A 24,729-nucleotide genomic window follows, 5' to 3' on the forward strand; every position below is an offset into this window, starting at 1 on the left:
TTTCACTGTCTGCTTATTTTTTCAGCAAATCCGCACCGATTCGATTATACGCGGACATCTCTTCTTTTGGAACCATGCTTCCTCCCGTTCCCCAGACGACATGGACAGCATGTTCCATGTTATATTTCTGACAATAACGCCTTCCTTCTTCTGTCGAAAAAAGCTGAACCGGCCCGAACATGCCGGCAAGAGCAGAGGGCTCTAAATCGTTATTTTCAGATACAGCCAGCAGATGAAGCAAGGCATAAAGCGTATCGTCCTCTACGGTATAACAGCCGCTCAGCAGCGGTTCAATCAGCTGGCCGACAAATCCTGACGGCCTCCCTACAGCAAGCCCGTCGGCAGCCGTCCGATTATCGAGACCGATATCTTGAACAGAAATCTTCTCGTGAAGGCCGGAATAAAGCCCCAACAACATACAAGGTGAATGAGTCGGTTCAGCGAAAAACACATGAACATGGTCGCCATATAAAAGCTTAAGCCCAAGTGCCACACCGCCCGGCCCTCCGCCGACACCGCACGGCAGGTACACAAACAGCGGGGTCTCCAGACTTGGTTGTACATTTATACAGTCAAGCTGTGTTTTTAATCGGTTGGCGGCAACAGCATATCCTAAAAACAGCTGACGGGAATGTTCATCATCAATAAAATAACAAAATGGATCTTGCGCCGCCTGCCGTCTCCCTTCTTTTACCGCTTCACTGTAATCGGATTCATACTCTATGACAGTAACACCCTTTTGGCGAAGCAGATCCTTTTTCCACTGCTTAGCATCGGCGGACATATGGACTGTCACGCGAAACCCAAGAGCGGCACCGATGATGCCGATGCTTAATCCAAGGTTTCCTGTCGATCCGACAGCAATCGAATATCGGGAAAAAAACGCGGCGAACCGCTCTTCCTGTAAGATGCGGTAATCATCGGTTTCCCGAAGCAGTCCTTCTTGAAGCGCCAGCATTTCAGCATGTTTTAGTACTTCATAAATCCCGCCCCGCGCTTTAATTGATCCTGAAATTGGGAGCTCATGGTCGCACTTTAGAAGCCATCTTCCCGGAAATGGCTGCTCATATGCCGCTTCGAGATGTTTCTTCATATGCAGCATGTCAAAAAGCCGAGACTCGACCATTCCTTTGGCATCTTTCGTCTCAGGAAACACCTCGGCAATATAAGGGGCAAATCGCCGCAGCCTTTTTTCCGCCTCCGCTATCTCGGTTTCCCACTCAACTGCATGCAATAACGAGCTCTCTTTCTTGCCCGGATTTGCCCAGAATACAGGCTCTGCCTGCATCAATTTCTGAATGAACGGATCTTTAAGCAGAACATGAAGGGCTTCTTGATGAATTGGCATCCAATGATTTCTCCCTTCCTCTAAAAAATGGCCTGTGCGTATTCCAACAGCCAGCACACCCCAGGCAGTTCCACTGTTATTTTTTCGTAAGCATGCGTCCTGCCAGCTTTTCAACAAGGGCAGGAAACAGCTGATACAGCTTGGTGCCGGCATTCATTAAACGCGGAAGATTAATCTCCCGTTTGTTCGTGAAAATAGCAGCGGTAATTTGAGCTGCCACGTCATCAGGGTCAAGCATCCATCGCCCTAGATCTTTCACATAGTCCCCGCCTTTATCAGCAATGGAAAAAAAGTCCGTCTGAATCGGTCCCGGATTGACTGTTGTCACATTAATGCCGGTTTCCGAAAGCTCCATCCGCAAAGCGTTTGAGTAGCCGAGCACGGCATGCTTTGTCGCGGAATAAAGGCTCGACTTTGGTGTTGCAATTTTCCCCGCTTGGGAAGCGATATTGATGATATGGCCTTTGTTTTGCTCAAGCATTTGCGGAAGCACCGCTTTTGTACAGGCGATCAGTCCGAAGACATTCACATCAAACATCGCTTTCATGTCATCCAGTGTCGAGTCTAAAACCGTTTCAAATATACCGAATCCCGCATTGTTGATCAGTACATCAACCGAGCCAATTTGATCTCGCACACGGGTGATATCCTCTAAGCGGCCGACATCCATGGGGAAAATCTCGCACTGTCCGCTCCACTCTTCAGTGATCTTCCTTTTGATTTCTATCAAACGATCCTCACGTCTTGCCGACAGCAAGACATGGGCTCCTTTAGCCGCGCATAAGTATGCGATTCTTTCACCGAGCCCTCCTGAAGCGCCGGTGATCCATATCCGCTTTCCCGCTATTTGCTTCATCCCTTTCACCTCTTCATCGTTCTAAAGTATGCAGTATTTCCTTCCCAATATGACGTGATGGATTCTTCTGCAGCCAACACATCCAGATGCCCTGCCGTTTCTGACATCGTTAAAAATAATTCCTTTTCAAACACAGCAGGAAAAAGCTGCTGACAGACCTGAAAAACAGTCATGGGCTTTTCGTCCAGCATACGCCGCACATCCTCCGTCCTGTTCCTCTGCTTGTCAAAACGCTTCTCAATCAGCGCCTGTACGCTGGTGATCGTCTCGCCGTGACCGGGAAAAACGATTGTTGGATCAAGTTCAGACAGCCTTCGCAAGGACCGCTGATAATCGACTAAAGGCTTTGATCTTATGTCCCCTGTTTTCGGCGCTTCCAATATTGGATTAGACGAGCTGTTGGCCAGCAGAAGATCGCCGCCAAGCATTCTCCCGCTTTTTTCATGGAAAAGAACGATATGCGACTCGGCATGCCCTGGCATTTCCAAAACAGCCCAGCCCTCAAGCCCATCAATGTCCATCCCTTCTCTGATGGTTTTCGTCAGGGATCTCGTACAAGAATAGGCGTACGCCGACCGTATCAGCTTTTCCGCCTTTTCCGCATCAAATGGGACGCCTAATTCAGGCAGCAGCTTTTGAAAAAAGCATTTTTGCCAATCTATAAAAGCTTGATCTCGGCTGATATAAGGTTCGTTGAACGGATGCCCAATCACTTCAATTTCATTAGAAAAAACATCAAGCAAGCCGGCATGATCAGCATGATGGTGAGTCAGTACAATCTGCTCAATATCTGACATTTTCACATTTACAGCGGCAAGCTGCGCTTGAAGCGCTCTCACAGCCTCTTTTGTATTCGGCCCGGCATCAATAAGTGTCAGCGCGTCACCTTTTACGAGGTAAACGATAACATCACCAACAGCAAACGGCGTCGGGACGCGAATGGGAATGATATCTAGAGTTGTCATCCTTTTGCTCCTTGTCTTCATTCATTACTCATATTTTAGCTTTTTCTTAGTCTTGTGTCATTATTGCCGAATGAGAACGTCTCTTTTTGAAAAAGCTATTGACATGAGCTTGTCCGTCATTGCATAATGAACAACAAACTTAAACGAGAACCATTGGAACGCTATGACGAGGAATCGTATACAAGGCAATGGCCAAAGAGAGCGATACCCCCGGCTGAAAGGTATTGCAGCCCGCTTGTTTGTAGAACCTGCCCTCAAGTCGCGGTTAGGCACCCCTAAACGTTTCCCGCGTTATGGAGCTGAGCACAATCTGTGCTAATGAGGGCAGTACCGCGAACCTTTTCGTCCTTTACGTGATGAAAAGGTTTTTTGTTGTTCTGATAAAAGGAGGATATCAATGAAAAAGATAGGATTTGTCGGCGCCGGGTCCATGGCAGAAGCAATGATGAAAGGCATTTTGCAGAGCGGCATCACAAAACCAGAGCAGATTTATATCACAAACCGCTCAAATGACGAGCGTCTGATTGAATTAAAGGAGACGTATGGCGTGCGTCCGTGCAGGGATAAAAATGAGTTTTTCGCTCAAACCGATATTCTCTTCCTTGCTTTTAAACCGAAGGACGCGGCGGAAAGCATCGGCAGCATCCGCTCGTATATCAAAGACCAGCTCGTGATTTCAGTGCTTGCAGGCCTTACCATCGAAACCATTCAGCACTATTTTGGCAGCAAGCTTGCGGTCATTCGCGTCATGCCTAATACATCCGCAGCCATCCAAAAGTCAGCAACCGGATTTTCTGTAAGCCCTGAAGCAAACCAGGACGATATCATTGCCGCAAAAACGCTATTGGAAACAGTCGGGAGTGCCACACTGGTTGAGGAACGGCACCTTGACGCTGTCACGGCGATTGCCGGCAGCGGGCCGGCCTACGTGTACCGTTATATCGAGGCAATGGAAAAAGCGGCGCAAAAAGTAGGTTTGGATAAGGAAACGGCAAAAGCTCTCATTTTGCAGACGATGGCAGGGGCAACAGAAATGCTCCTTAAAAGCGGTAAACAGCCCGCAATGCTGCGCAAGGAAATCACAAGTCCGGGAGGCACAACAGAAGCAGGACTTCGCGCTTTACAGGACTCCCGCTTTGAAGAAGCGATTATTCACTGTATTGAAGAAACCGCTAAACGCAGTGCAGAGATCAAAGAGCAGTTTTCCAGTGCTGCAATAGAGAAGTAAGCACAAAGACAGAAGGATCACATCTTCCTGCCTCAGATTGTTGACAAAATCCTAAAACGACCTCCGTTTTAGGATTTTTCACCTTTTCAGCGTGATTGAAAACCCTTGAAGTATAAAGAGGACGCTTTCGCAGGATGCTCAGCTTTTAGCCGCTCATCTTTTCTCAGCTGGGTATCAATGCGCAGGACTGACAACGAATGCGAGGGTTTGTCGACACGATGAAAGACAGAAGGCTCAAAACCTCCTGTCTTTTATTCCCCCTAGAAGCGAGCAGCTTCTGATGGTTGTAATAGCGCGGAGATCGTAAATGAAAGCAAATCTGGAAGCACTTCAAAGGAATAAGGCAGATACAGCCTTTCCGTCCATTTATGCGGATCTTTTCCAGCCGGACCGACATTTAAAACCGGGACATATAATGCCTGATCTTTGCGGCTTGGCAATGTATATCCCCTATTAAAGAGCGGCATATTGCTTGTATACGCGTCAACCTCCTGCTTTTCGAGCTGCAGATAGCTTAAGTCTGAAAGTCCGGGAAAATACTGAACCTCCCGCAACGCAATGCCGTATCTGTCAGCCGCATAATGGGTAAGCTGATCAGCTGTATTCCTGATCAATGGATCGTCCTTTGAAGAAACCGAAGGATAAAATGGCGGGCTGTAGAACAGAACAATGAGCGGCGCATCTTCCTTACAAAGCGAAGCAAGCTCAGACACCATTTTCGTTGAAAAATCCCTGTCCCCAAGATCTCCCCTGTTGGCAAAGGCATAATTCAACACCCGCTCTGTTTCCGAGTTTCCGACACGCTTTTTCGCACGTGTGACCAGCTCATCAAAAGTCAAAACAGAGACGGTGCGTTCCACCGGAGTAAACGACTCAAATTGCTGGAAATCCTGTGTTTTCTTCCGAATATTCGCCGTGATTTCTCTCGCCGCCTGCTCCGCGGTTTTCAGCAGCATCTGATGCAGTTCACTGGCTGATCGTTTCATGGACAGCACATTAAATAACGTGACAGCTGTATGTGGTGTCTGAACAGAATACGCCTCTTTCAAGTCCTTTTGCATTAAATTTACCGGCGGCGGAGTGACTTCACCTTCAACCTTCTCGCAATAATCAGCATTCAGTTCAAGCAAGCGGTTCAACTCAGATACCATTAAATTTGCGTTTACGCCTGAAAACGGCTCGCCGACATGAGTTTCGATCCCCTTGCAGAAAAACCCCGCAAGTACCTTGCCAATGCTTCCGGAGTAAAAATATTGCTGCTGGTCGCCGGGAAATTTTTCAAACATCGGTTCGGCATTCAGGCAAGCTGTTAATGTGATATCATGCTTTTTCTCCATTTCCTTCAGTACAGGAACAGCTTCAATCATGCCTTTCGAATTCGCTTCCTCGTCTGGAACCGTAATCAACAGCAGATTTCCTTCAAACTGGCCGTCCATCGCCCGCTCCAGCATCGACAGCTGAACGGCGAGCCCCGCTTTCATATCCATCGTCCCTCTTCCAAACAGCCAGTCGCCGCTTTCAGCGTCTGTTCGCACATGTTCCGGAAGGAGCTCTTTTTTCTCTAAAAAGGAGACTAAAAGCTCAGCGGGCTTACAAGCCATATGCTTGAACTCTCCGTAGTCCTCTATGTCCACGACATCAAAATGGCTCAGCAAAAGCACTGTCTTTTTGACATTCTTCTTTTTGACAAGAGCCGTTAGAAAGGATCTGCCGTCATCCATCGGATGAAGTGTTACATTCTCAGGATGTGTTTGAAAATAAGGCTTGTCTTTCAAAATAAAATAAAGATATTCTGCAAGTGCTGCCTCTCCCTTCGAACCGGTGATGCTTTCGTATTGCACAAGAGAAGTTAAAAGGGTCAGCAATTCGTCTTTCGTCTGCCAATTCATCGATCTCCGCCCCTCCTTTGTATAAAAACGCTTCCAGCCTGAAAAATAAGATGATTCCCTGTCTATTATACCGAAATATGTAACAAAACGGATCTTTTGAGCAGTTTATATGACGGGAAAGAAATCACTTGATATAATCAACCTCTAAAAACCTTACGGGAGGCGAAAGAAATGGCCAGAACATTATTCACACCGATAACAATTAAAGATATGACATTAAAAAACCGCATCGTCATGTCGCCAATGTGCATGTATTCTTCTCATGAAAAGGACGGAAAATTGACGCCGTTCCACATGGCGCATTACATATCGCGCGCAATTGGCCAGGTTGGGCTGATTATTGTGGAGGCATCTGCGGTTAATCCTCAAGGACGTATCACAGACCAAGACTTGGGGATTTGGAGCGACGACCATATTGAAGGCTTTGCCAAACTGACTGAGCAAGTCAAAGAACAAGGATCAAAAATCGGCATTCAGCTTGCCCATGCCGGACGTAAAGCAGAGCTTGAAGGGGATATTTTTGCTCCATCGGCCATTGCGTTTGACGAACAATCAGCAATCCCTGTAGAAATGTCAGCAGAAAAAATAAAAGAAACGGTGCAGGAGTTCAAGCAAGCGGCTGTCCGCGCAAAAGAAGCCGGCTTCGATGTGATTGAAATTCATGCGGCGCACGGATACCTTATTCACGAATTTTTATCTCCGCTTTCCAACCATCGAACAGATGAATACGGCGGCTCTCCAGAAAACCGTTACCGTTTCTTAAGAGAGATCATTGATGAAGTCAAACAAGTATGGGACGGCCCTTTATTTGTCCGTGTATCCGCTTCTGACTATACAGACAAAGGCTTAGACATCGCCGATCATATCGGGTTTGCAAAATGGATGAAGGAACAGGGTGTGGACTTAATTGACTGCAGCTCAGGCGCCCTTGTTCACGCTGACATTAACGTATTCCCAGGCTATCAAGTCAGCTTCGCTGAGAAAATCCGTGAACAGGCCGACATGGCAACTGGTGCTGTTGGCATGATTACAGACGGTTCTATGGCTGAAGAAATTCTGCAAAACGGGCGTGCCGACCTCATCTTTATCGGCAGAGAGCTTTTGCGAGATCCTTTCTTTGCAAGAACAGCGGCGAAACAGCTTAATACAGAGATTCCGGCCCCTGTTCAATATGAGAGAGGCTGGTAATGTCCACAGGAGATATCCTCAAACGGATATCTCTTTTTTTATTTTTTAGAGAAACGATCAGCTCAGGTTCTCCGTCTCCCTAGTAGAACCAATTAGAGGAGATGACTCCAATGAACTCAGCTTGGATGGAAAAGACATATACAATTGACGGATGCGCGTTTCATACAAAATCCCGAAGAGGATCAAGCGGTGTAACGATTGTCTTTGAGGCCGGCTACGGTACGTCTTCTGAGACGTGGAATCCATTAATAGCGGATATTGATGATGAATTTGGCATTTTTACATATGATCGGGCGGGAATAGGAAAAAGCGGACGAAGCAGCGCTAAGCGAACAGCTGAACAAAAGGTAAAAGAATTGGAGAGTTTGCTTCATGCAGCAGATGTAAAACCTCCTTATCTGGCTGTTTCACATTCATACGGAGCTGTCATCACCGGATTGTGGGCGTACAAAAACAAGCCCGATATTATCGGCATGGTTCTCCTTGATCCAGCTTTAGGAGATTGTGCATTTCTTCCTGAAGAAATGCACAAAGCAAATACAAGCAAGATGATGCTTGAGGGCACACATGCAGAATTTTCAAGAAGCCTGCAGATTCTCAAACAACGGCAAGTCCATTTGGAAAACATGCCTCTCCTCGTGTTGTCATCAGGTGAACGGACTACGCAATTCACTACTGAACAGGATTGGCTAAACATGCATAGGAGCATATTGACTCTCTCTCATCAAAGCGGCTGGATTCAAGCGAAAAACAGCTCACACAACATCCATCATGACGAACCCCATATCGTTCATTTGGCTATTTATGATGTATGGTGTGCAGCATGCCAGCAGGCTGTACCGCTTTTTCAGGCAGTCAATTAACATAAAAAGAAGACCGGGTATGTAACGCCCGGTCTTCTTTTATGATTACTTTGTTTCACGATGAAGGGTATATTTCTTTAAACGCGGTGAATATTTTTTCAGCTCTAAGCGGTCTGGGTTGGTGCGTTTGTTTTTGGTTGTGATATAATTCCGGTCTCCCGTTTCAGTGCAGGCTAAAGTAACATTGACTCTCATATGAACATCTCCTTATAAAGCGTAATTATTACGTTTTATTATACAACATCATCACAAATTGTCAAATAAGAACGCTTGGCATCAGCTCCGCGGGACGTGTACCTCTAAGAAATCATACGCCGCCACGCTGTTCGGGAAAACGTCAGCCGCTTCTTTCTGAAGCTCCAGCGAGGAATCTCCCTGATATCTGGCGCTGATATGGGTTAAAATGAGCTTCTTTGCCCCTGCTTCTTTCGCTGTAATGGCCGCTTGTTCTGTTGTACTGTGAAAATAATCATAAGCAAGCTTCCGATCTTCCTTAGCAAAGGTCGCTTCATGAACAAGCACATCACAATCCCGTGCAAGGTCTTTTAGCTTGTCACTTACTCTCGTATCCCCGGAAAAGACTACAGCCCTCCCTTTCTTAGGAGGCTCCAGAAAATCACTCCCATTGATGGTGCGCCCGTCTTCTAGTGTTATCGTTTCGCCATTTTTAATTTTTTGATACACAGGACCGGGCGTGATGTTCATTTCCTTTAATACATCCGCCTTCAAGGAGCCTGGCACGTCTTTTTCCTGAACGCGGTATCCGAAGGCCTCCACTCCGTGAATAACCGATACCGCTGTGACTACAAACTGATCGTCTTCAAACACGATCCCTTCCTCGATTTCCCGGATCACAAGCGGATATGTCAGATGGGTTTTTGTGACGGCAAGGCTTGTTTCAATAAACGCCTTAATCCCTTTAGGTCCATATACCGTCAGCTCGTCTTCTCCGCCTTGAAAGGAACGGCTCCCCAGAAGCCCCGGAAGCCCGTATACATGATCGCCGTGCATATGGGTAATGAAAATTTTTTCGATTTTTCGAGGTTTAATCGTAGTATGTAAAATTTGGTGCTGTGTGGCTTCCCCGCAGTCAAACAGCCATACCGAACGCCTTTCTTCAAGCATTTTCAATGCGACCGATGTTACGTTTCTCGCTTTAGCGGGAATGCCGGCTCCCGTCCCTAAAAAAAGTAATTCCACATTTCCTTCCTCCTACTAGAACTAGTTACCTACAAGAATACAGGATCGTGAACAAAATGTGAATCTTGCCCTTGAAAGGAACAATCCTTTTGTTCTAGAGATATTTTAAAGCCATTCTGCAAAAAAAGGGCTTAAATGTTTGCTTTCGTTGAATTTTAGATTTAAAATGAAGGAAATATACGGGGTGTACTAAAATAAAGCTTCGAATAAAGTGAGGTACTTTTAGTGAAAACAAACCAACAACCAAAAGCAGTAATTGTCATATTCGGCGCAACGGGAGATTTAGCAAAACGAAAACTGTATCCGTCTATCCACCGTTTATATCAAAACGGCCAAATCGGAGAAGAGTTTGCAGTAGTAGGAGTTGGAAGAAGACCTTGGTCTAATGAGGAACTTCGCGAAACTGTTAAAACATCCATTTCCTCATCTGCGGATAAACATATAGATGATTTCACGTCTCATTTTTACTATCACCCGTTCGACGTGACAAACCCTGGCTCTTATCAAGAGCTTAACGTATTGCTTAACCAGCTGGAAGATACATATCAAATTCCGAACAACAGAATGTTCTACTTGGCAATGGCTCCTGAATTCTTCGGGACAATTGCAAAAACATTAAAATCAGAAGGTGTGACAGCAACAACAGGCTGGTCCCGCCTTGTCATCGAAAAGCCGTTTGGCCATGATCTGCCAAGCGCACAAGCGCTGAACAAAGAAATCCGCGAAGCGTTTACTGAAGATCAAATTTACAGAATCGACCATTACCTAGGCAAACAAATGGTTCAGAACATTGAAGTGATCCGGTTTGCCAATGCGATTTTCGAACCGCTTTGGACAAACCGCTACATCTCAAATATTCAAATCACATCAAGTGAATCACTCGGCGTCGAAGACCGCGCGAGATATTACGAAAAATCAGGCGCCCTGCGCGACATGGTGCAAAACCATATCATGCAGATGGTTGCCCTTCTTGCAATGGAGCCGCCGATCAAATTGAACACAGAAGAAATCCGCAGCGAAAAGGTGAAGGTGCTGAGAGCACTGCGCCCTATTGCAAAAGACGAAGTGGATGAGTATTTTGTGCGCGGGCAATATCAAGCCGGTGAGATTGACGGTGTGGCAGTTCCCGCTTATACGGATGAAGATAATGTCGCTCCTGACTCCAATACAGAAACCTTTGTTTCAGGAAAGCTCTTGATCGACAACTTCAGATGGGCTGGTGTTCCATTCTATATCCGCACCGGAAAACGAATGAAAGAAAAGTCCACAAAAATCGTCGTTCAATTTAAGGACATTCCGATGAACCTGTACTACGGCAATGAAAACAACATGAATCCGAACTTGCTCGTCATCCATATTCAGCCTGACGAAGGCATTACGCTTTACTTGAATGCTAAAAAGCTTGGCGGAGCAGCACACGCGCAGCCAATCAAGCTGGATTACTGCAGCAATTGCAATGATGAGATGAACACCCCTGAAGCATATGAAAAATTGATTCACGACTGTCTTCTTGGCGATGCCACAAACTTTGCACACTGGGATGAAGTTGCCTTGTCTTGGAGTTTTGTCGACGCCATTTCTGAAACATGGGCAGCAAACAAGACCCTATCTCCAAACTATGAGTCAGGCTCTATGGGACCGAAAGAATCAGATGATCTTTTGGCGAAAGACGGCTTGAACTGGTGGAATATATAATACAGAAAAAGCCGAAAATGCTGTAGCGCATTTTCGGCTTTTTTTGCGGCTGTCAACGCTCTTCAATAACCAAAAGACCCCGCAGCCCTTAGGGCTGCGGGGTCTTCTATTACTTCATCCATTCAGTATGGAAAATACCTTCTTTATCTGTACGCTCATAAGTATGGGCGCCAAAGTAGTCACGCTGCGCTTGAATCAAGTTTGCAGGGAGTACAGCTGTGCGGTAGCTGTCATAGTAAGCTAATGCGCTTGAGAATGATGGTACCGGCACACCTTGGGCAACTGCAAGTGAAATCACTTGGCGAAGCGCTCCTTGGTAGCTTTCTACAATATTTTTGAAGTAGCTGTCAAGAAGCAGGTTATCGAGCTCAGGTTCGCGATCGTAAGCTTCTTTGATCTTCTGAAGGAATGCAGCGCGGATGATGCAGCCGCCGCGGAAGATCATAGCGATTTCGCCGTATTTCAGATCCCAGTTGTATTCTTCAGAAGCTGCTTTCATTTGGGCAAATCCTTGCGCGTAAGAACAGATTTTACTCATGAACAGCGCTTTTCTGACTGCTTCAATCAGCTCTTCTTTATTGTCTGTAACAGGCTTCACTTCAGGTCCTGAAAGAAGGCCGCTCGCTTTCACACGCTCTTCCTTCATAGCTGAGATAAAGCGCGCGAATACAGACTCAGTAATAATCGGAAGCGGAACACCTAAGTCAAGCGCGCTTTGGCTTGTCCATTTTCCTGTTCCTTTTTGTCCTGCTTTATCGAGAATAACATCAACAAGCGGTTTGCCTGTCTCTTCGTCTTTTTTCGTAAAGATGTCAGCCGTAATCTCAATCAGGTAGCTGTCAAGCTCGCCTTTATTCCACTCAGCGAAAACTTCATGAAGCTCATCCGCCGAAAGGCCGAGCACCTGTTTCAAAATGAAGTAAGATTCAGAGATCAGCTGCATATCTCCGTATTCAATTCCATTATGCACCATTTTCACATAATGGCCGGCACCGTCTGGACCGATATATGTCGTACAAGGTTCTCCGTCAACTTTTGCAGAAATCGCTTCAAGAATCGGCTTCACAAGCTCATGTGCTTCTTTTTGTCCCCCAGGCATGATAGAAGGCCCTTTAAGCGCTCCTTCTTCACCGCCGGAAACGCCTGTTCCGATAAAATGAATGCCGCTTTCTGCAAGTTCTTTGTTACGGCGCTGTGTATCTTTATAATATGTATTACCGCCGTCAATTAAAATATCATCCTTCTCTAGATGAGGAAGAAGAGATTGAATTGTCGCATCTGTTGCAGTTCCCGCTTTCACCATTAATAAGATTTTGCGCGGTGTTTCCAAGGATTGGACAAACTCTTCAATGCTGTATGTGCCAACAACATTTTTTCCTTTTGCCTCCTGCAAAAACTCCTCAGTTTTACTGCTTGATCTGTTGTAAACAGAAACAGAAAATCCCCGGCTTTCGATATTTAAAGCCAGATTTTTACCCATGACCGCAAGTCCGATAACGCCGATTTGTTGTTTTGACATATTCTAACGTCCCTTCTGCAAACGTTTAATCATTTTAAAATTTAAATTAAAATAAAATGATATTTATAATAAAGAAATTACCATACTTTCACCCTTTTTTTCAAGCGATTCACCTTTTCTTTTCATCCTGAAAAAAATCTTTATTAAAGCTTGTTCCCTTCGTTTTGCTCTCCTCTTTCTTTATCCTTGCCCCTTTTCTGATCAGCTTAGATCCGTACTTTTCATTCAGCTTTTCCATCATCTGCTGAATGGGCTCTTCCTTGGCGTCTTCACTAAAGCTGAACAAATCAAGCTGCTTATAGGCCTGCTCTTTTTCCACTAAATCCGTTCCGGTAATGCCTAGCAGCCTGACAGGATTTTTATTCCAATGTTTAAAAAAGAGGTGCTCCGCTTCTTTCATAATGTCATGTTTTTGATCGATCGGATTTTTCAGCGTGATGCTTCTGGTGATGGTTTTCCAATCTGCATATCTAATCATAATAAAAAGCTTTGAAGCCATGACCTCCTTGCGCTGTAAGCGGTCACTCACGGAAGCGGCAAGCTTACGGAAAACGCCTAATAACTCTTCTTCGTCACTGGAATCATGTGAAAGGGTCGATGAGTTGCCGACGCTCTTAAATTCGTAAATGCGCTCTGGGTCAACTGGCGCATGATGAATGCCATTTGCTTTCTGTTTAAGGCGCGGGCCGTTGATGCCAAGCAGGCGTTTCAGCGAATGTTCATCAGCTGCAGCTAACTCTTCAATCGTTTGAATGCCCAGTCCCTTCAGCTTTTCCGCTGTCTTTTTGCCAACCCCGTGCATCTCTCCAACAGGAAGCGGCCAAAGGATATCAGGCACTTGTCTCTTTCTTAAAATCGTGATGCCAAGCGGTTTTTTCATATCAGACGCCATCTTAGCGAGAAATTTATTCGGCGCGATTCCTATGCTTGACGGAAGCAACAGTTCTTTTTGCAGCCTGCTTTGGATTTCTGTTGCTGTCTCCAAAGCGCGGCTGCTGTATGCCGTATCGGTCATGTCCATATAGCCTTCATCGATAGAGACAGGCTCCACCAGGTCAGTATATTCACGGAGAATGTTAAACATCTCTCTTGAAGAATTTCTATAGCGGTCAAAGTTCGGCGGAAGAACGATAAGCTCAGGGCAATTGCGCTTCGCTTCCCAAACCGGCATCGTTGTTTTGACGCCTCGCGCCCTTGCTTCGTAGCTGCATGTCACAACGATGCCCTTTCGCTCCTTTACGTTTCCGGCAACTGCGACCGGCTTTCCACGAAGGGCCGGATCATATGCCATTTCCACCGAAGCATAGAAGCTATTCATATCAATATGGAAAATAATTCGGCCCTTTCCCCGCATAAACAAAACTCCTTTTCATTCATTAGACAACCGCTTGTACATATAGTAAAATGAAGGTATTGAATGGATGTGATGACAATGTTTGTGGAATCGATAAATGACGTTTTATTCTTAGTCGATTTTTTCACAATTATTCTTCCGGCTCTAACGGCAATCGGGATTGCGTTTCTTTTACGGGAGTGCCGTGCCGGCGAGCAATGGAAATCAAAACGAACAGATGAACATCAGACGGTCTTTCACATTAATCGAACAGACTTTCTTATTATTATATACCATCGCATTACAACTTGGATACGTAAAGTCTTCCGCATGAATTCACCTGTGAACGATGATGAAGACGCTGGTTCCCTTCTTTTATAAACCGCATTTATAAAAAGGAGGAGAACAAATTGGTAAAAACATATCAAAAACTTTTGGCAGTAGGCATCTTTTTGATCGTATTGTGCTCGGGAAATGCGGCGTTTGCGGCGACGAATCAGGTGGGGGGCCTCAGCAACGTCGGTTTTTTCCACGACTATTTAATCGAACCGTTTTCCGCTCTGCTTAAAGGGGTTGCCGGGCTGTTTCACGGAGAATACGGACTTTCAATTATTCTCGTCACCATCATTGTACGTGTTATTGTGCTTCCTTTGTTTGTCAATCAGTTTAAAAAACAGCGTTTGTTCCAAGAGAAAATGGCCGTTATTAAACCTCAGGTTGACAGCATTCAGGCTAAACTGAAAAAGACGAAGGACTCCGAAAAGCAAAAAGAACTGCAAACGGACATGATGAAGCTGTATCAGGCGCACAATATCAATCCGCTTGCGATGGGATGTCTCCCGATGCTGATTCAATTTCCGATTTTGATCGGGTTTTATTACGCGATTCGCTCTACACCTGAAATCGCGTCACACTCGTTTTTATGGTTCAGTTTAGGACAATCTGACATTCTCGTGTCACTTAGTGCGGGTGTTATGTACTTTGTCCAGGCTTATGTCGCTCAAAAACTGAGCGCGAAATATTCGGCTGTCCCGCAAAATCCGGCAGCGCAGCAATCAGCCAAACTGATGGTGTTCATCTTCCCTGTGATGATGACGATTTTCTCGCTTAACGTTCCGGCAGCCCTTCCGCTGTACTGGTTCACTAGCGGGCTGTTTTTGACCGTGCAAAACGTTGTCCTTCAGATGACACACCATAAAACCAAAAAAGCCGCCACTCTTACTGAGCCGGTGAAATAAATAGCAGTTCCATATTTGTTGATATTAGCCCCTTTAAGTAAGTGGACCGGAGAAGCAGAGTCCTACTTACTTAAAGGGGCATTTTTATAAAAAAATCTAAAAAACGTATATAAAAGAAGTCAACAAATCAACTGTGCTAAGCCTCGTCAATGTCCAAAAAATGGAGCAGAATCAACCACGATTGAGGAGTTGTCATATCATTATATATGTATAATACTTTGCAAAATGTAGAATCAGATATACTAAAAGGACAGATCAGACTCATGTGGCAATTGACAATTTTTATTAAGAATAAAGTAAGCAAAAGGAAAATGAATTATATCTAGTAATCAATCAAGAAATAATAAAAAAGAGATTTGAGAAAAGCCCTCTATTCAGTGACAAAGGGTTTCTCTCACATCTCATTAATTTATAAATTATTACAATATGTATAACACGAAAAAATGTGTGTCAGCATACAGCATTAGCCGAACACCTTCATTTTTAACTTTTAATGAATAAAGAGCATGAGATTCTTTATAAGAAAAGACTTCTTCTGTCTAAACTCAACAACCTCTTTGGATTATCTTAAACTTGGAAGCTGCATTCTTTTTTAAGTGCTTTAGAAGGAGTTAATTCTATAATTATTAAAGTTCCTGTGAACTACCCAATAAGTATGTTGATGATAAAGAAAACTTTTATTAGAAAATATATACTGATTAGCAAGAAAACGATTGATAAAGAAAGTCTTTTTTTGTTTTTTATTTCTTGAATTAATTTAAATATGAAAAATATAGCTAAAAAGAAAGTTATAATATAGTCAATATTTTGTAAGAGTACTGCCATAAATTATCCCTCACTTATTTTTTTGGTAGCCATTAAATAATATATAGTAAATAACTTTGTGTCATACCAAAGTTGCTTTTGAAAAGGCATAATGTGATACAGTAATCACAAATTTCTTCAAATTCAAATTCCCTCCTTTAAATTATAAAAAATACTTAAATGGATATATCTAGGTGACTACATAAAATTACCATGCACAACCTTTCCTTACAACAAGAAATTCTATTTTTTTAAAAAATAAGAATATAGCCCTAATCAAAATATTATTCAAATACTGTTATAATCAATATAAAAATGTTCAATTAATGTAAAATACTGTTTTTCATAATTATAACTACCAGTTACGTTTTTTTGTTTTCTAGAAATGATGTTTCTACTTGTGTTTTCTCTAAGAAAAGAAATCAGCTTCGTTTAAAAAGTAAGAAATCGGGAATACCTTTACTCACATCCAACTGAAAGGAGGAGATACGTGACGGAACGCTTTCAGCAAAAAAATATATCTGTGCCCGAGGGAAGCTGGATCATGAGACAAACATGGAATGATGTCTTATTTGCCCACTGGGCTGTTGATGTTTCTATCCTTCGCGCTTTAGTACCGCCAGTTTTAGAATTAGATACATATAACAGACAAGCTTGGATCAGCATGCTTCCCTTTATGCTCACGAACCTAAGGGCGCGTTACCTTCCTCCCATTCCCGGTGCGCGTGCATTTCCTGAGCTTAACCTCCGCACCTATGTCACGTATAAAGGCAAACCCGGCATTTACTTTTTCAGCTTAGATGCTGATCATGGGCTGGCGGTCCTGGGCGCTCGCACGTTCTTTCATTTGCCCTATTTTTACGCGGATATGAAAGCTGAAAAAAATGGTGATGGCATTGACTATGTCAGCAAGCGGAGAGACGACGGAAAAGCAGCATTCCGCGCCGCATACCGGCCCATTTCTGCCCCTTTTACAGCGGAAAAGGATTCACTCGATTATTGGCTGACGGAACGATACAGACTCTACACCACTTATCGAAACAAGCTCTTTTACGAAGACATTCATCATCATCCTTGGCTGCTGCAACATGCCGAGGCCGCGTTTTCCATCAATACGGTGGCTGAAGCCCACAACATCACATTGCCAGCGTCAGATCCATTGCTTCATTACGCTAAAAAGCAGGACGTGTTATTTTGGCCGCTCAGGCAATGGCGCTGAAAACAAGAAAAACCCGATGCGAACGAACCGCACTCGGGTTTTTTAACATTATTTCGCCGCTTCTTCAATAATGGCAACAACCATTTCCGCCGTTTTTACAAGTTCTTCGATCGGCATTTTTTCATTCTTTGTATGAATCTGCTCATAACCGACAGCAAGGTTGACCGTCGGGATGCCGTGACCTGCAATCACGTTCGCGTCACTTCCGCCGCCGCTCGTTTGCAGATCGCTCGGACGTCCGATGTTAGCTGCCGCTTTTTTCGCGATTTCAACCACTTGGTCACCGTCTTGATATTTGAAGCCTGGATACATGACTTCAATTTCGACTTCTGCGCGTCCGCCCATATCAGCAGCGGCTTCTTCAAAAGCAGCTTTCATTTTTTGAACCTGAGCTTCCATCTTCTCAGGAACTAAAGAACGTGCTTCAGCTAGAATATGGACTTCGTCGCACACAATGTTAGTTTGTGTGCCGCCTTCAAACCGGCCGATGTTTGCTGTTGTTTCTTCATCGATGCGGCCCAATGGCATTTTCGAAATGGCTTTGCTAGCGATTGTAATCGCTGAAATGCCTTTTTCAGGCTCAACCCCGGCGTGTGCGGTTTTTCCGAAAATGGCCGCTCTTACCTTCGCCTGTGTCGGCGCGGCCACAATGATATTTCCGACTTTTCCGTCTGAGTCAAGGGCATAGCCGTAGGATGCCGTGATCATAGAACGGTCAAGCGCCTTCGCACCGATCAGGCCTGACTCCTCGCCTACTGTGATGATGAATTCAATCGTGCCATGCTCCATGTTTTCTTCTTTCAGCACTTTAATCGCTTCAAACATGGCAGCCAGCCCCGCTTTATCATCAGCGCCTAAAATCGTCGTGCCGTCTGTTTTGACATAACCGTTCTCTACAACCGGTTTTACGCCGTTTCCTGGTACAACTGTGTCCATATGGGATGTAAAGTAGATCGTATCTGTTTGTTTTGTCCCTTTTAATGTGCAAATCAGGTTGCCGGCTCCATGGCCAGTGATATCCATTGTATCGTCTTCTTTAACGTCCACACCTAAATCAGAAAATTTTTGTTTCAGCACTTTGCAGATTTCTGCTTCATGTTTTGTTTCTGAGTCAATTTGGACAAGTTCTAAAAATTCTTCCAGCAGGCGTTTTTCATTCACCATTTGTAAGTCCCTCCATGTCAAAGCGGTATGTTACCGTGCTTTTTTTTCGGTCTCTCTTCTGTCTTATGTGCAAGCATGTGAAAAGCTTGAATCAGCTTTTTTCTAGATTCTTCCGGCAAAATGATGTCATCGACCATTCCGCAGGCCGCCGCTTTGTATGGGCCGGCGTTTTGCTTTCTGTATTCAGCTGTTTTTTCGCGTTTTGTCTTTTGCGGGTCGGCTGAAGCTTTTATCTCTTTTTCATACAAAATCGATGCCGCGCCTTCTGGCCCCATCACTGCGATTTCAGCATTCGGCCATGCAAACACAAGATCCGCTCCGATCGCTTTACTGTTCATGGCCACATAGGCGCCGCCGTACGCTTTTCTAATAATGAGCGTGACTTTTGGGACGGTCGCTTCTGCATAGGCAAACAATAACTTTGCTCCGTGCCGGATAATTCCGTTATGCTCCTGCTGAACACCGGGCAGAAATCCCGGAACATCCTCGACAGTTAGCAGCGGGATATCAAATGCATCACAAAAACGGATGAACCTTGCCGCTTTATCAGCAGCATCAATCGTCAGGCTTCCCGCCAGATGCTTCGGCTGGCTGGCAACGATGCCGATTGTTTTTTCCCCCAGCCTTGCAAACCCGATGACAATGTTTTTCGCAAAGAACGGCTGAATCTCAAAAAAAGACTGCGGATCTGCCAGCTCTTTCATCACCGTCCGCACATCATACGGCTTTGTCGTGTCAGCGGGCACGAGACGGTTTAATAGTGGCCTTAAGGCATCTTTCTCAGGCAGCGGCACTGTTGTCTGGCCTTTCAGCGGCAAATAAGACAGCAGTTTTTTCACCCCTGTCAAAACCTCCTTCTCCGTATGTCCGGAAAAGTGGGCGTTTCCGCTGACGGCATTATGTATTCCCGCTCCGCCTAAGCTCTCCGCATCAACCTGTTCTCCTGTCACTTTTTCAATCACCTTCGGCCCGGTTATAAACATCTGGCCGGTGTGTTCAGCCATAAAGATAAAATCAGTGAGTGCCGGAGAGTATACAGCGCCTCCAGCGCACGGCCCTAATATAACCGAGATTTGCGGAATGACTCCGGAATATAAGACATTTCGGTAAAATATGTGACCGTATCCATCTAATGATACCACACCCTCTTGAATTCTCGCACCACCTGAGTCATTCAGCCCGATAATCGGCGCCTTATTTTTTGCCGCCAGATCCATCAGTGCGCAGATTTTTTTGGCATGAATTTCGCCAAGCGCCCCGCCGAACACTGTAAAGTCTTGCGCAAATACATATATAGACCGGCCGGCAATTGTGCCGTACCCTGTTACGACTCCATCCCCTAACATACGCTGTTCTCTTGTTAACACTTGACTTTCCATAAAGGGATGCAATTCGATAAAGCTGTCTTGATCAAGCAGAAACGCAATCCTTTCCCGAGCGGTGAGCTTTCCCTTTTGCCGCTGCCGGGCAAGCTTTTCATCTCCTCCGCCTTGTGCCGCCTGCCTGCGCCTCGTGTATAGATCATCAATATGCTCATTCATGTTCATCAGTTTGGCCTCCCTTCGGCTCGCAAAGCTCTACAAGCACGCCGTTTGTTTCCCGCGGAGAAAGAAACGCAATCTTTTTCCCGTTCGCGCCCTGTCTTGGATACCTGTCGATCAATTGAACTTGCCGGTCAGACAATGCTTGAAGCCGGTCAGATAAACTCGTGCACAAAAACGCAACATGATGCAGCCCCTGTCCTTTCTTCTCCAAAAAGAAACGGACGGGGCTGTCAGATGTCAGCGGCTCAATCAGTTCCAGCTTGATGCTTCCCGCTTGAAAAAAAGCAACATTCACCTTTTGCTCTTCCACCGTTTCTTGATGAAGAAACGCAAGCCCCAATACTTCTTCGTAAAAGTGCCGCGCTTCTTCTATCGAAAAAACGGCTATCCCAATATGGTCAAGCCTGTTCATTTTCATCCCTGCTTTCCGCCAATAGGTATCACTTGTCCGCCCACTCAAAACACGATAAAATATAGACAGATTGTCTAAGGAGTGAAATCATGTCTCAAAAACTGATGAAAAGCGTTTTGATCGTGATTTTGGGAGTATTTATTCTTTCAACTGTACTCTCAGGAATCGTCATGTTTTTATAATGATAAAAAAGCAGGCAGCCTTATTGAATAGGAACATCCTGCTTTTTTATCAGAGCTTTATGCTCAATGGCAATCTCTTCAAAAGAGCGGGAGTCGTCCGTAATCAACACTCTCGTACCCACCGGTATCGTTTGAAACAAATGAACGACCTCGTCGTTATGCATACGTATGCAGCCGTTGGACACAAATTTTCCAACTGATTCTTCCCGGTTTGTCCCATGAATTCCGTAAATCCTCCCGTCTGTCCCTTTCGCGTCAAATCCAATCCATCTTGCCCCAAGCGGGTTGTCAGGAGACCCCCCTTCAATATTGTTCTTTCTGTAGTAAGGATTCGCCGCTTTTACCGTTATCGAAAATTCTCCTTCAGGCGTTAAATCGTCTGTTTTTCCGGTCGCCACGCTGTACACGCTTTCTACATGGTTGTCGAGGATGACAGCAAGTTCGTTTGTTCTCTTGTTGACAATGACATATGGATCACCCGGCAGCGGATTTTCGCCGAGCGGCCAAATCGGAGATATCATCACTAAAATCGACCATAAAAAAAAACGCATAAGCCCCTCCTTTTTCATTAGGTTGACCAATGAAGGAAGAGCTCATGCGAATCATGCGAGTGATTTTTGCGCTTTTATTCCTTTAAAATAACTTTTAATCACTAAGTATTGTTCCATTTCCCCGAGAAGATGGAAGAGAGCGGCTCTCGCTTCAAATTCCTCTCTTGTCGCCGGAAGGGGCATCTCCTCAAATTCTTTTCTCATGTCAGCAAGTCTTTTCAGAAATTTATACGCCGTATTTCCCGGGTGTATCGCTTCCCGCAAATCGTGAATAAATGCTGCGATCATTTTTCCCTGATCCACCGTAATGGAGATAGAAGTCACTTTAGGAAGAAGGCGTTCAATAATTTCAAATTGCTTTTCTCTCATTTTAAAATAATGATAATGCTGATTTTCGTAGCGCAAAATGTGGTTTTGCACATCTCGGTATGCCAGGTTTTTCGCTTCCGTAATGAGCTGGTGTGTTTCTGGAATTTCTTTTCCAGTCCAATCTTGCTCACCAGTTAACAAATACCGCTCTATTTCCGCGAAAATGACGGCAAAGTTATCCTCTATCTTTTTGCGATAGGCAATCAGTTTTCGGTCAAGGCTTGGCATATACAAGTTCATCAAAAGAGCGACGCCGATCCCAACCGTAATCAATTGAACCTCATTCCAAATGAAGGAAAGTGTTATGCCGCCGGACATATATAGATGAAGAATAATAACCGAACTTGTGACGATACCCTCATTAATTTTTAACAGGACGGTTATCGGGATGAATATCAAGAGAAGCGCTCCGATCACAAACGGGTGATAGCCAATCAGCTCAAAAAAGAGATACGAAAAGAGAATTGCCAGACAGCATGCCGCAAAGCGGGCCCACGATGCCTGAAGTGACCGTTTTTGTGTGATTTGAATGCACAAAATGGTGATGATTCCTGCTGAAGCGAAGTTTTGCAAATGCAAAAGCTGGCTTATATAAATAGCCAAAGCTGTTCCAAGCGCGGTCTTTATTGTGCGGTAACCAATTTTAAACATGTCGGACTCCATTTCTATTTGTTTCTTCAATAAAAAAGAAGAAGCGATCAGCCTTCTTCTTTTTTTATATTCTATAATATTTTTTCTAAAAAGTCCTGCGCTCTTTTGGAGTTTGGCGATAGAAAAAATTCTTTTGGATTGCCGTCTTCGACAATCATTCCTTGATCCATAAACAGCACGCGGTCTGCCACTTCTTTTGCGAAGCCCATTTCATGCGTGACAATCACCATGGTCATGCCGGTTTCAACCAGCTCTTTCATCACCTGTAGCACTTCTTTGACCATCTCCGGATCAAGTGCAGAGGTCGGTTCATCAAACAGCATGATGTCCGGATTCATCGCAAGGGCCCGGGCGATGGCGACACGCTGTTTTTGCCCGCCAGACAAACGGTTTGGATAATCATTTCGCTTTTCAAACAAACCGACTTTGCGGAGCAGCTCTTCGGCTTTTTGCTGTGCAGCCTGTTTTGATTCTTTTTTGACATTGACAGGCGCGTACATAATATTTTCGAGAACCGTTTTGTGCGGAAAGAGATGAAAATGCTGAAAAACCATCCCGATGTTTTCCCGGACCTTTAATGTGTTGGTTTTCGGCTTCGTGATCTCCTTGTCTTTAATGGTAATGGTTCCGCCGTTTGGCTTTTCCAACAGGTTTAAACAGCGAAGGAACGTTGATTTCCCTGAGCCTGATGGACCGATAACGGCAACAACCTCCCCTTCAGAGATTGTTGTTGAAATGTCTTTTAGTACTTCAAGTTTCCCAAATGATTTTGACAGCTTTTCAACCTTAATCATTGGATGTCAGCTTCCTTTCTACAGCCTTGCCGATAAACGTTAAAATCAGGACAAGCACATAATAAATCAAACCGGCGATAATGAGCGGCTCAAGGTAATTGTAAGTAGCCGCGCCAGCTTGATATGCGCGTCTCATGACATCACCAAGCCCGATAACAGTGACGATCGCCGATTCTTTTGTTAATGTAATTAGTTCATTCAAAATAGCAGGTGATATATTTTTAAAAGCCTGCGGCAACAGGAGGTCCTTCATCATTTTGCTATACGGAACCCCCAGTGCGACAGCAGCTTCTCTTTGGCCTTTATCAATGGCGTTGATTCCGGCTCTGATAATTTCCGATACATAAGCGGCGGAATTCAATGACAATGCCACAACCGCAGCCCAAAACTGGTCAATTTGAAAACCGAGCAGCTGGGGAAGCCCGAAATAGACAATCATAAGCTGCAGCACTAAAGGCGTGCCGCGGAACACTGATGTATAAAAATCAGCGATCCAGACCAGCGGGCGGAACGTGCTGATCTTGCATAAGCTTAGCACAATACCGAGTATAAGTCCGATAATGGCAGATACGATGACAATTTTCAAAGTGACTGCCAAGCCTTCTAGTATAAAAGGAATTTGGGGGATCGTTGCTGAAAAATCCAAATTCATAGTCTTTGTCTCCTTTTCTTACGGAAAAAAGATTTCCTATTCAATAAAAAGGCTCAACGAAAAAGTTGAGCCGCTTTTCTTACTTTTCACCAGTGAACCATTTTTTCTTCAATTTTTCAAGCTCCCCGTTATCTTCCATTTCCTTGAGCGCTTTATTGAATTTGTCTGTCAGTTCACTGTCCTTTCTGAAAGCCATCGCTGAACCGGCTTCCTCCGCTTTCGCATCAGGAATGACGAAGCCTTGCAGATCGTCATTTGACTTGAAATACCCTTCTGCCACAATGTCTTCGATAATGGCGGCATCAAAGCGGTCAGATTTGATTTCCTGCACCAAGTCAGAAATTCTGTTGCGGTCTTCTGTTTTAAAACCATATTCCGGAGAAAGCTCTTTCCCCTTCTCTTCCTGGATGGAGCCCAGCTGAACACCGACTGTTTTTCCTTTCAGGTCTTTCAGAGATTGAATGCCGCTGTCTTTTTTGCTGACAATCATATGGTTCGCTGTGTAGTACACATCGGAAAAATCAACTTGTTTTTTTCGATCAGGCGTCGGTGTCATTCCTGACAGAACCAGATCCACCTGTTTTGATTTCAATGCTGTGATTAAGCTGTTGAAGTCCATATCCTGCACTTCAATTTCGTAGCCCGTCTTCTTCGCCAGCGCTTTTGCCAAATCTACATCAAAGCCGACAACTTGATCGCCTTCTTTATATTCAAACGGTTTGTAATCCGCCGAAGTACCCATCACTAATTTTTTCTTGCCGCCTTCTGAACCTGAATTGCTTGAACCGCAAGCGGATAACGCTAAAGTGATGCAGGCAGCTACAAGTAATAAGAGCCATTTTTTCATGATCCATTTCCCCCATATTCATTACTTTTAGTGAATTTGAATATTTATTCGTTAATTTGTATTTTAAACAGTTTCTTATTTTTATGCAATACTATTTTTAAAAATTATCTTTAAGCTTATTTTTCCAGCGGTTCCTTTCTGATATCGCTCGTGGAGAATAGATTTACTATGCAATCTATTTGAATGACCCCTTAATATTTATTCATATCTCCGGGAGA

General features: G+C 44.6%; 24 protein-coding genes. 8 read left to right on the plus strand and 16 right to left on the minus strand.

All coding sequences use genetic code 11. The annotated features are described in order from the left end of the window. Window positions 1-13 precede the first annotated feature (13 nt). The 3 genes from dsdA to SC79_RS06675 form a co-directional block, all read right to left on the minus strand. Window positions 14-1,348 (minus strand): D-serine ammonia-lyase, encoded by a 1,335-nt coding sequence (dsdA, locus tag SC79_RS06665; protein ID WP_039074390.1) that lies wholly within the window; start codon window positions 1,346-1,348, stop codon window positions 14-16. A gap of 76 nt (window positions 1,349-1,424) precedes the next feature. After that, window positions 1,425-2,204 (minus strand): SDR family oxidoreductase, encoded by a 780-nt coding sequence (locus SC79_RS06670; protein WP_039074391.1) that lies wholly within the window; start codon window positions 2,202-2,204, stop codon window positions 1,425-1,427. A 5-nt stretch (window positions 2,205-2,209) separates the two neighbouring features. Continuing rightward, the gene (locus SC79_RS06675; protein WP_039074392.1) at window positions 2,210-3,169 is read right to left on the minus strand and encodes an MBL fold metallo-hydrolase; all 960 of its coding nucleotides are present in this window, start codon (window positions 3,167-3,169) and stop codon (window positions 2,210-2,212) included. Between the two features lie 397 nt (window positions 3,170-3,566). Here SC79_RS06675 and proC point away from each other — a divergent pair, with 397 nt between their 5' ends. Then, entirely contained in the window at window positions 3,567-4,397 is an 831-nt protein-coding gene (gene proC / locus SC79_RS06680) for a pyrroline-5-carboxylate reductase (protein ID WP_039074393.1), read from the plus strand. Between the two features lie 260 nt (window positions 4,398-4,657). Here proC and SC79_RS06685 read toward each other — a convergent pair whose 3' ends face one another. After that, a complete protein-coding gene (locus tag SC79_RS06685; RefSeq protein ID WP_039074394.1) occupies window positions 4,658-6,286 on the minus strand; it encodes a M20/M25/M40 family metallo-hydrolase in 1,629 nt (542 codons plus the stop codon). Window positions 6,287-6,457: 171 nt separating this feature from the next. On the opposite strand from SC79_RS06685, the gene namA reads away from it, so the two are divergent. Further along, entirely contained in the window at window positions 6,458-7,474 is a 1,017-nt protein-coding gene (namA, locus tag SC79_RS06690; protein WP_039074395.1) for an NADPH dehydrogenase NamA, read from the plus strand. Between the two features lie 110 nt (window positions 7,475-7,584). Next, window positions 7,585-8,337: an alpha/beta fold hydrolase gene (locus SC79_RS06695; RefSeq protein WP_039074396.1), complete on the plus strand. Its 753-nt coding sequence runs from the start codon at window positions 7,585-7,587 to the stop codon at window positions 8,335-8,337. Window positions 8,338-8,382: 45 nt separating this feature from the next. Here the strand turns inward: SC79_RS06695 and rpmG are convergent, their stop codons facing one another. Together rpmG and rnz are read right to left on the minus strand one after the other, a co-directional pair. Then, a complete protein-coding gene (rpmG, locus tag SC79_RS06700) occupies window positions 8,383-8,532 on the minus strand; it encodes a 50S ribosomal protein L33 (protein WP_003226511.1) in 150 nt (49 codons plus the stop codon). Window positions 8,533-8,613: 81 nt separating this feature from the next. Then, window positions 8,614-9,537: a ribonuclease Z gene (gene rnz / locus SC79_RS06705; RefSeq protein ID WP_039074397.1), complete on the minus strand. Its 924-nt coding sequence runs from the start codon at window positions 9,535-9,537 to the stop codon at window positions 8,614-8,616. 225 nt (window positions 9,538-9,762) lie between these two features. On the opposite strand from rnz, the gene zwf reads away from it, so the two are divergent. Beyond that, window positions 9,763-11,232, plus strand: coding sequence for a glucose-6-phosphate dehydrogenase (zwf, locus tag SC79_RS06710; protein ID WP_039074398.1), 1,470 nt, complete (start codon window positions 9,763-9,765; stop codon window positions 11,230-11,232). A gap of 109 nt (window positions 11,233-11,341) precedes the next feature. Here zwf and gndA read toward each other — a convergent pair whose 3' ends face one another. Together gndA and SC79_RS06720 are read right to left on the minus strand one after the other, a co-directional pair. After that, window positions 11,342-12,751 (minus strand): NADP-dependent phosphogluconate dehydrogenase, encoded by a 1,410-nt coding sequence (gene gndA, locus SC79_RS06715; protein WP_010328332.1) that lies wholly within the window; start codon window positions 12,749-12,751, stop codon window positions 11,342-11,344. A 109-nt stretch (window positions 12,752-12,860) separates the two neighbouring features. Continuing rightward, entirely contained in the window at window positions 12,861-14,105 is a 1,245-nt protein-coding gene (locus SC79_RS06720; protein ID WP_039074399.1) for a DNA polymerase IV, read from the minus strand. A gap of 72 nt (window positions 14,106-14,177) precedes the next feature. On the opposite strand from SC79_RS06720, the gene mifM reads away from it, so the two are divergent. The 3 genes from mifM to SC79_RS06740 all read left to right on the plus strand — a co-directional run bounded on the left by mifM (window position 14,178) and on the right by SC79_RS06740 (window position 17,345). After that, the gene (gene mifM / locus SC79_RS06725) at window positions 14,178-14,465 is read left to right on the plus strand and encodes a membrane protein insertion/folding monitor MifM (RefSeq protein WP_082022602.1); all 288 of its coding nucleotides are present in this window, start codon (window positions 14,178-14,180) and stop codon (window positions 14,463-14,465) included. Window positions 14,466-14,494: 29 nt separating this feature from the next. Beyond that, on the plus strand, window positions 14,495-15,322 hold the full coding sequence (locus SC79_RS06730; RefSeq protein WP_039074400.1) for a membrane protein insertase YidC: 828 nt from the start codon (window positions 14,495-14,497) through the stop codon (window positions 15,320-15,322). Between the two features lie 1,294 nt (window positions 15,323-16,616). Further along, window positions 16,617-17,345: a YqjF family protein gene (locus SC79_RS06740; RefSeq protein WP_039074402.1), complete on the plus strand. Its 729-nt coding sequence runs from the start codon at window positions 16,617-16,619 to the stop codon at window positions 17,343-17,345. 48 nt (window positions 17,346-17,393) lie between these two features. Here SC79_RS06740 and SC79_RS06745 read toward each other — a convergent pair whose 3' ends face one another. From SC79_RS06745 to mce, 3 genes are read right to left on the minus strand one after another with little or no spacing between them, the layout of a single operon-like run. Then, on the minus strand, window positions 17,394-18,509 hold the full coding sequence (locus tag SC79_RS06745) for a tripeptidase T (RefSeq protein ID WP_039074403.1): 1,116 nt from the start codon (window positions 18,507-18,509) through the stop codon (window positions 17,394-17,396). Between the two features lie 17 nt (window positions 18,510-18,526). Beyond that, a complete protein-coding gene (locus tag SC79_RS06750; protein ID WP_082022604.1) occupies window positions 18,527-20,050 on the minus strand; it encodes an acyl-CoA carboxylase subunit beta in 1,524 nt (507 codons plus the stop codon). Beyond that, the gene (gene mce / locus SC79_RS06755) at window positions 20,043-20,465 is read right to left on the minus strand and encodes a methylmalonyl-CoA epimerase (protein ID WP_039074405.1); all 423 of its coding nucleotides are present in this window, start codon (window positions 20,463-20,465) and stop codon (window positions 20,043-20,045) included. The genes SC79_RS06750 and mce overlap by 8 nt, the downstream gene beginning before the upstream one ends. 89 nt (window positions 20,466-20,554) lie before the next feature. On the opposite strand from mce, the gene prli42 reads away from it, so the two are divergent. Next, window positions 20,555-20,647 (plus strand): stressosome-associated protein Prli42, encoded by a 93-nt coding sequence (prli42, locus tag SC79_RS20915; RefSeq protein WP_003226489.1) that lies wholly within the window; start codon window positions 20,555-20,557, stop codon window positions 20,645-20,647. 20 nt (window positions 20,648-20,667) lie between these two features. Here prli42 and SC79_RS06760 read toward each other — a convergent pair whose 3' ends face one another. The 5 genes from SC79_RS06760 to artP form a co-directional block, all read right to left on the minus strand. Next, complete coding sequence (locus tag SC79_RS06760; RefSeq protein WP_039074406.1) at window positions 20,668-21,198, minus strand: L,D-transpeptidase; 531 nt, start codon at window positions 21,196-21,198, stop codon at window positions 20,668-20,670. Between the two features lie 51 nt (window positions 21,199-21,249). Then, complete coding sequence (locus SC79_RS06765) at window positions 21,250-22,218, minus strand: aromatic acid exporter family protein (RefSeq protein WP_039074407.1); 969 nt, start codon at window positions 22,216-22,218, stop codon at window positions 21,250-21,252. Between the two features lie 71 nt (window positions 22,219-22,289). Continuing rightward, window positions 22,290-23,012 (minus strand): arginine ABC transporter ATP-binding protein ArtR, encoded by a 723-nt coding sequence (gene artR, locus SC79_RS06770; protein ID WP_039074408.1) that lies wholly within the window; start codon window positions 23,010-23,012, stop codon window positions 22,290-22,292. After that, window positions 23,005-23,664 carry an arginine ABC transporter permease ArtQ gene (artQ, locus tag SC79_RS06775; protein ID WP_039074409.1) on the minus strand — a complete coding sequence of 220 codons (660 nt, stop codon included), beginning with the start codon at window positions 23,662-23,664 and terminating at the stop codon, window positions 23,005-23,007. Before artQ ends, artR begins: the two co-directional genes overlap by 8 nt. Window positions 23,665-23,743: 79 nt before the next feature. Continuing rightward, a complete protein-coding gene (gene artP / locus SC79_RS06780) occupies window positions 23,744-24,511 on the minus strand; it encodes an arginine ABC transporter substrate-binding protein ArtP (protein WP_039074410.1) in 768 nt (255 codons plus the stop codon). Between the last annotated feature and the right edge of the window lie 218 nt (window positions 24,512-24,729).

This window comes from Bacillus sp. MSP13 (assembly GCF_000815295.1).
Classification (GTDB): Bacteria; Bacillota; Bacilli; order Bacillales; family Bacillaceae; genus Bacillus; species Bacillus vallismortis.

Excerpts from the sequence above, each read along its gene's own strand:
- mifM (WP_082022602.1), top strand. The coding sequence starts at position 14,178 with ATGACAATGTTTGTGGAATCGATAAATGACGTTTTATTCTTAGTCGAT.
- proC (WP_039074393.1), top strand. The coding sequence starts at position 3,567 with ATGAAAAAGATAGGATTTGTCGGCGCCGGGTCCATGGCAGAAGCAATG.
- namA (WP_039074395.1), top strand. The coding sequence starts at position 6,458 with ATGGCCAGAACATTATTCACACCGATAACAATTAAAGATATGACATTA.
- mce (WP_039074405.1), bottom strand. The coding sequence starts at position 20,465 with ATGAACAGGCTTGACCATATTGGGATAGCCGTTTTTTCGATAGAAGAA.
- SC79_RS06670 (WP_039074391.1), bottom strand. The coding sequence starts at position 2,204 with ATGAAGCAAATAGCGGGAAAGCGGATATGGATCACCGGCGCTTCAGGA.
- SC79_RS06745 (WP_039074403.1), bottom strand. The coding sequence starts at position 18,509 with ATGGTGAATGAAAAACGCCTGCTGGAAGAATTTTTAGAACTTGTCCAA.
- SC79_RS06675 (WP_039074392.1), bottom strand. The coding sequence starts at position 3,169 with ATGACAACTCTAGATATCATTCCCATTCGCGTCCCGACGCCGTTTGCT.
- SC79_RS06750 (WP_082022604.1), bottom strand. The coding sequence starts at position 20,050 with ATGAATGAGCATATTGATGATCTATACACGAGGCGCAGGCAGGCGGCA.
- SC79_RS06695 (WP_039074396.1), top strand. The coding sequence starts at position 7,585 with ATGAACTCAGCTTGGATGGAAAAGACATATACAATTGACGGATGCGCG.
- SC79_RS06685 (WP_039074394.1), bottom strand. The coding sequence starts at position 6,286 with ATGAATTGGCAGACGAAAGACGAATTGCTGACCCTTTTAACTTCTCTT.
- prli42 (WP_003226489.1), top strand. The coding sequence starts at position 20,555 with ATGTCTCAAAAACTGATGAAAAGCGTTTTGATCGTGATTTTGGGAGTA.
- artR (WP_039074408.1), bottom strand. The coding sequence starts at position 23,012 with ATGATTAAGGTTGAAAAGCTGTCAAAATCATTTGGGAAACTTGAAGTA.
- SC79_RS06760 (WP_039074406.1), bottom strand. The coding sequence starts at position 21,198 with ATGCGTTTTTTTTTATGGTCGATTTTAGTGATGATATCTCCGATTTGG.
- SC79_RS06720 (WP_039074399.1), bottom strand. The coding sequence starts at position 14,105 with ATGCGGGGAAAGGGCCGAATTATTTTCCATATTGATATGAATAGCTTC.
- artP (WP_039074410.1), bottom strand. The coding sequence starts at position 24,511 with ATGAAAAAATGGCTCTTATTACTTGTAGCTGCCTGCATCACTTTAGCG.
- artQ (WP_039074409.1), bottom strand. The coding sequence starts at position 23,664 with ATGAATTTGGATTTTTCAGCAACGATCCCCCAAATTCCTTTTATACTA.
- gndA (WP_010328332.1), bottom strand. The coding sequence starts at position 12,751 with ATGTCAAAACAACAAATCGGCGTTATCGGACTTGCGGTCATGGGTAAA.
- SC79_RS06765 (WP_039074407.1), bottom strand. The coding sequence starts at position 22,218 with ATGTTTAAAATTGGTTACCGCACAATAAAGACCGCGCTTGGAACAGCT.
- dsdA (WP_039074390.1), bottom strand. The coding sequence starts at position 1,348 with ATGCCAATTCATCAAGAAGCCCTTCATGTTCTGCTTAAAGATCCGTTC.
- rpmG (WP_003226511.1), bottom strand. The coding sequence starts at position 8,532 with ATGAGAGTCAATGTTACTTTAGCCTGCACTGAAACGGGAGACCGGAAT.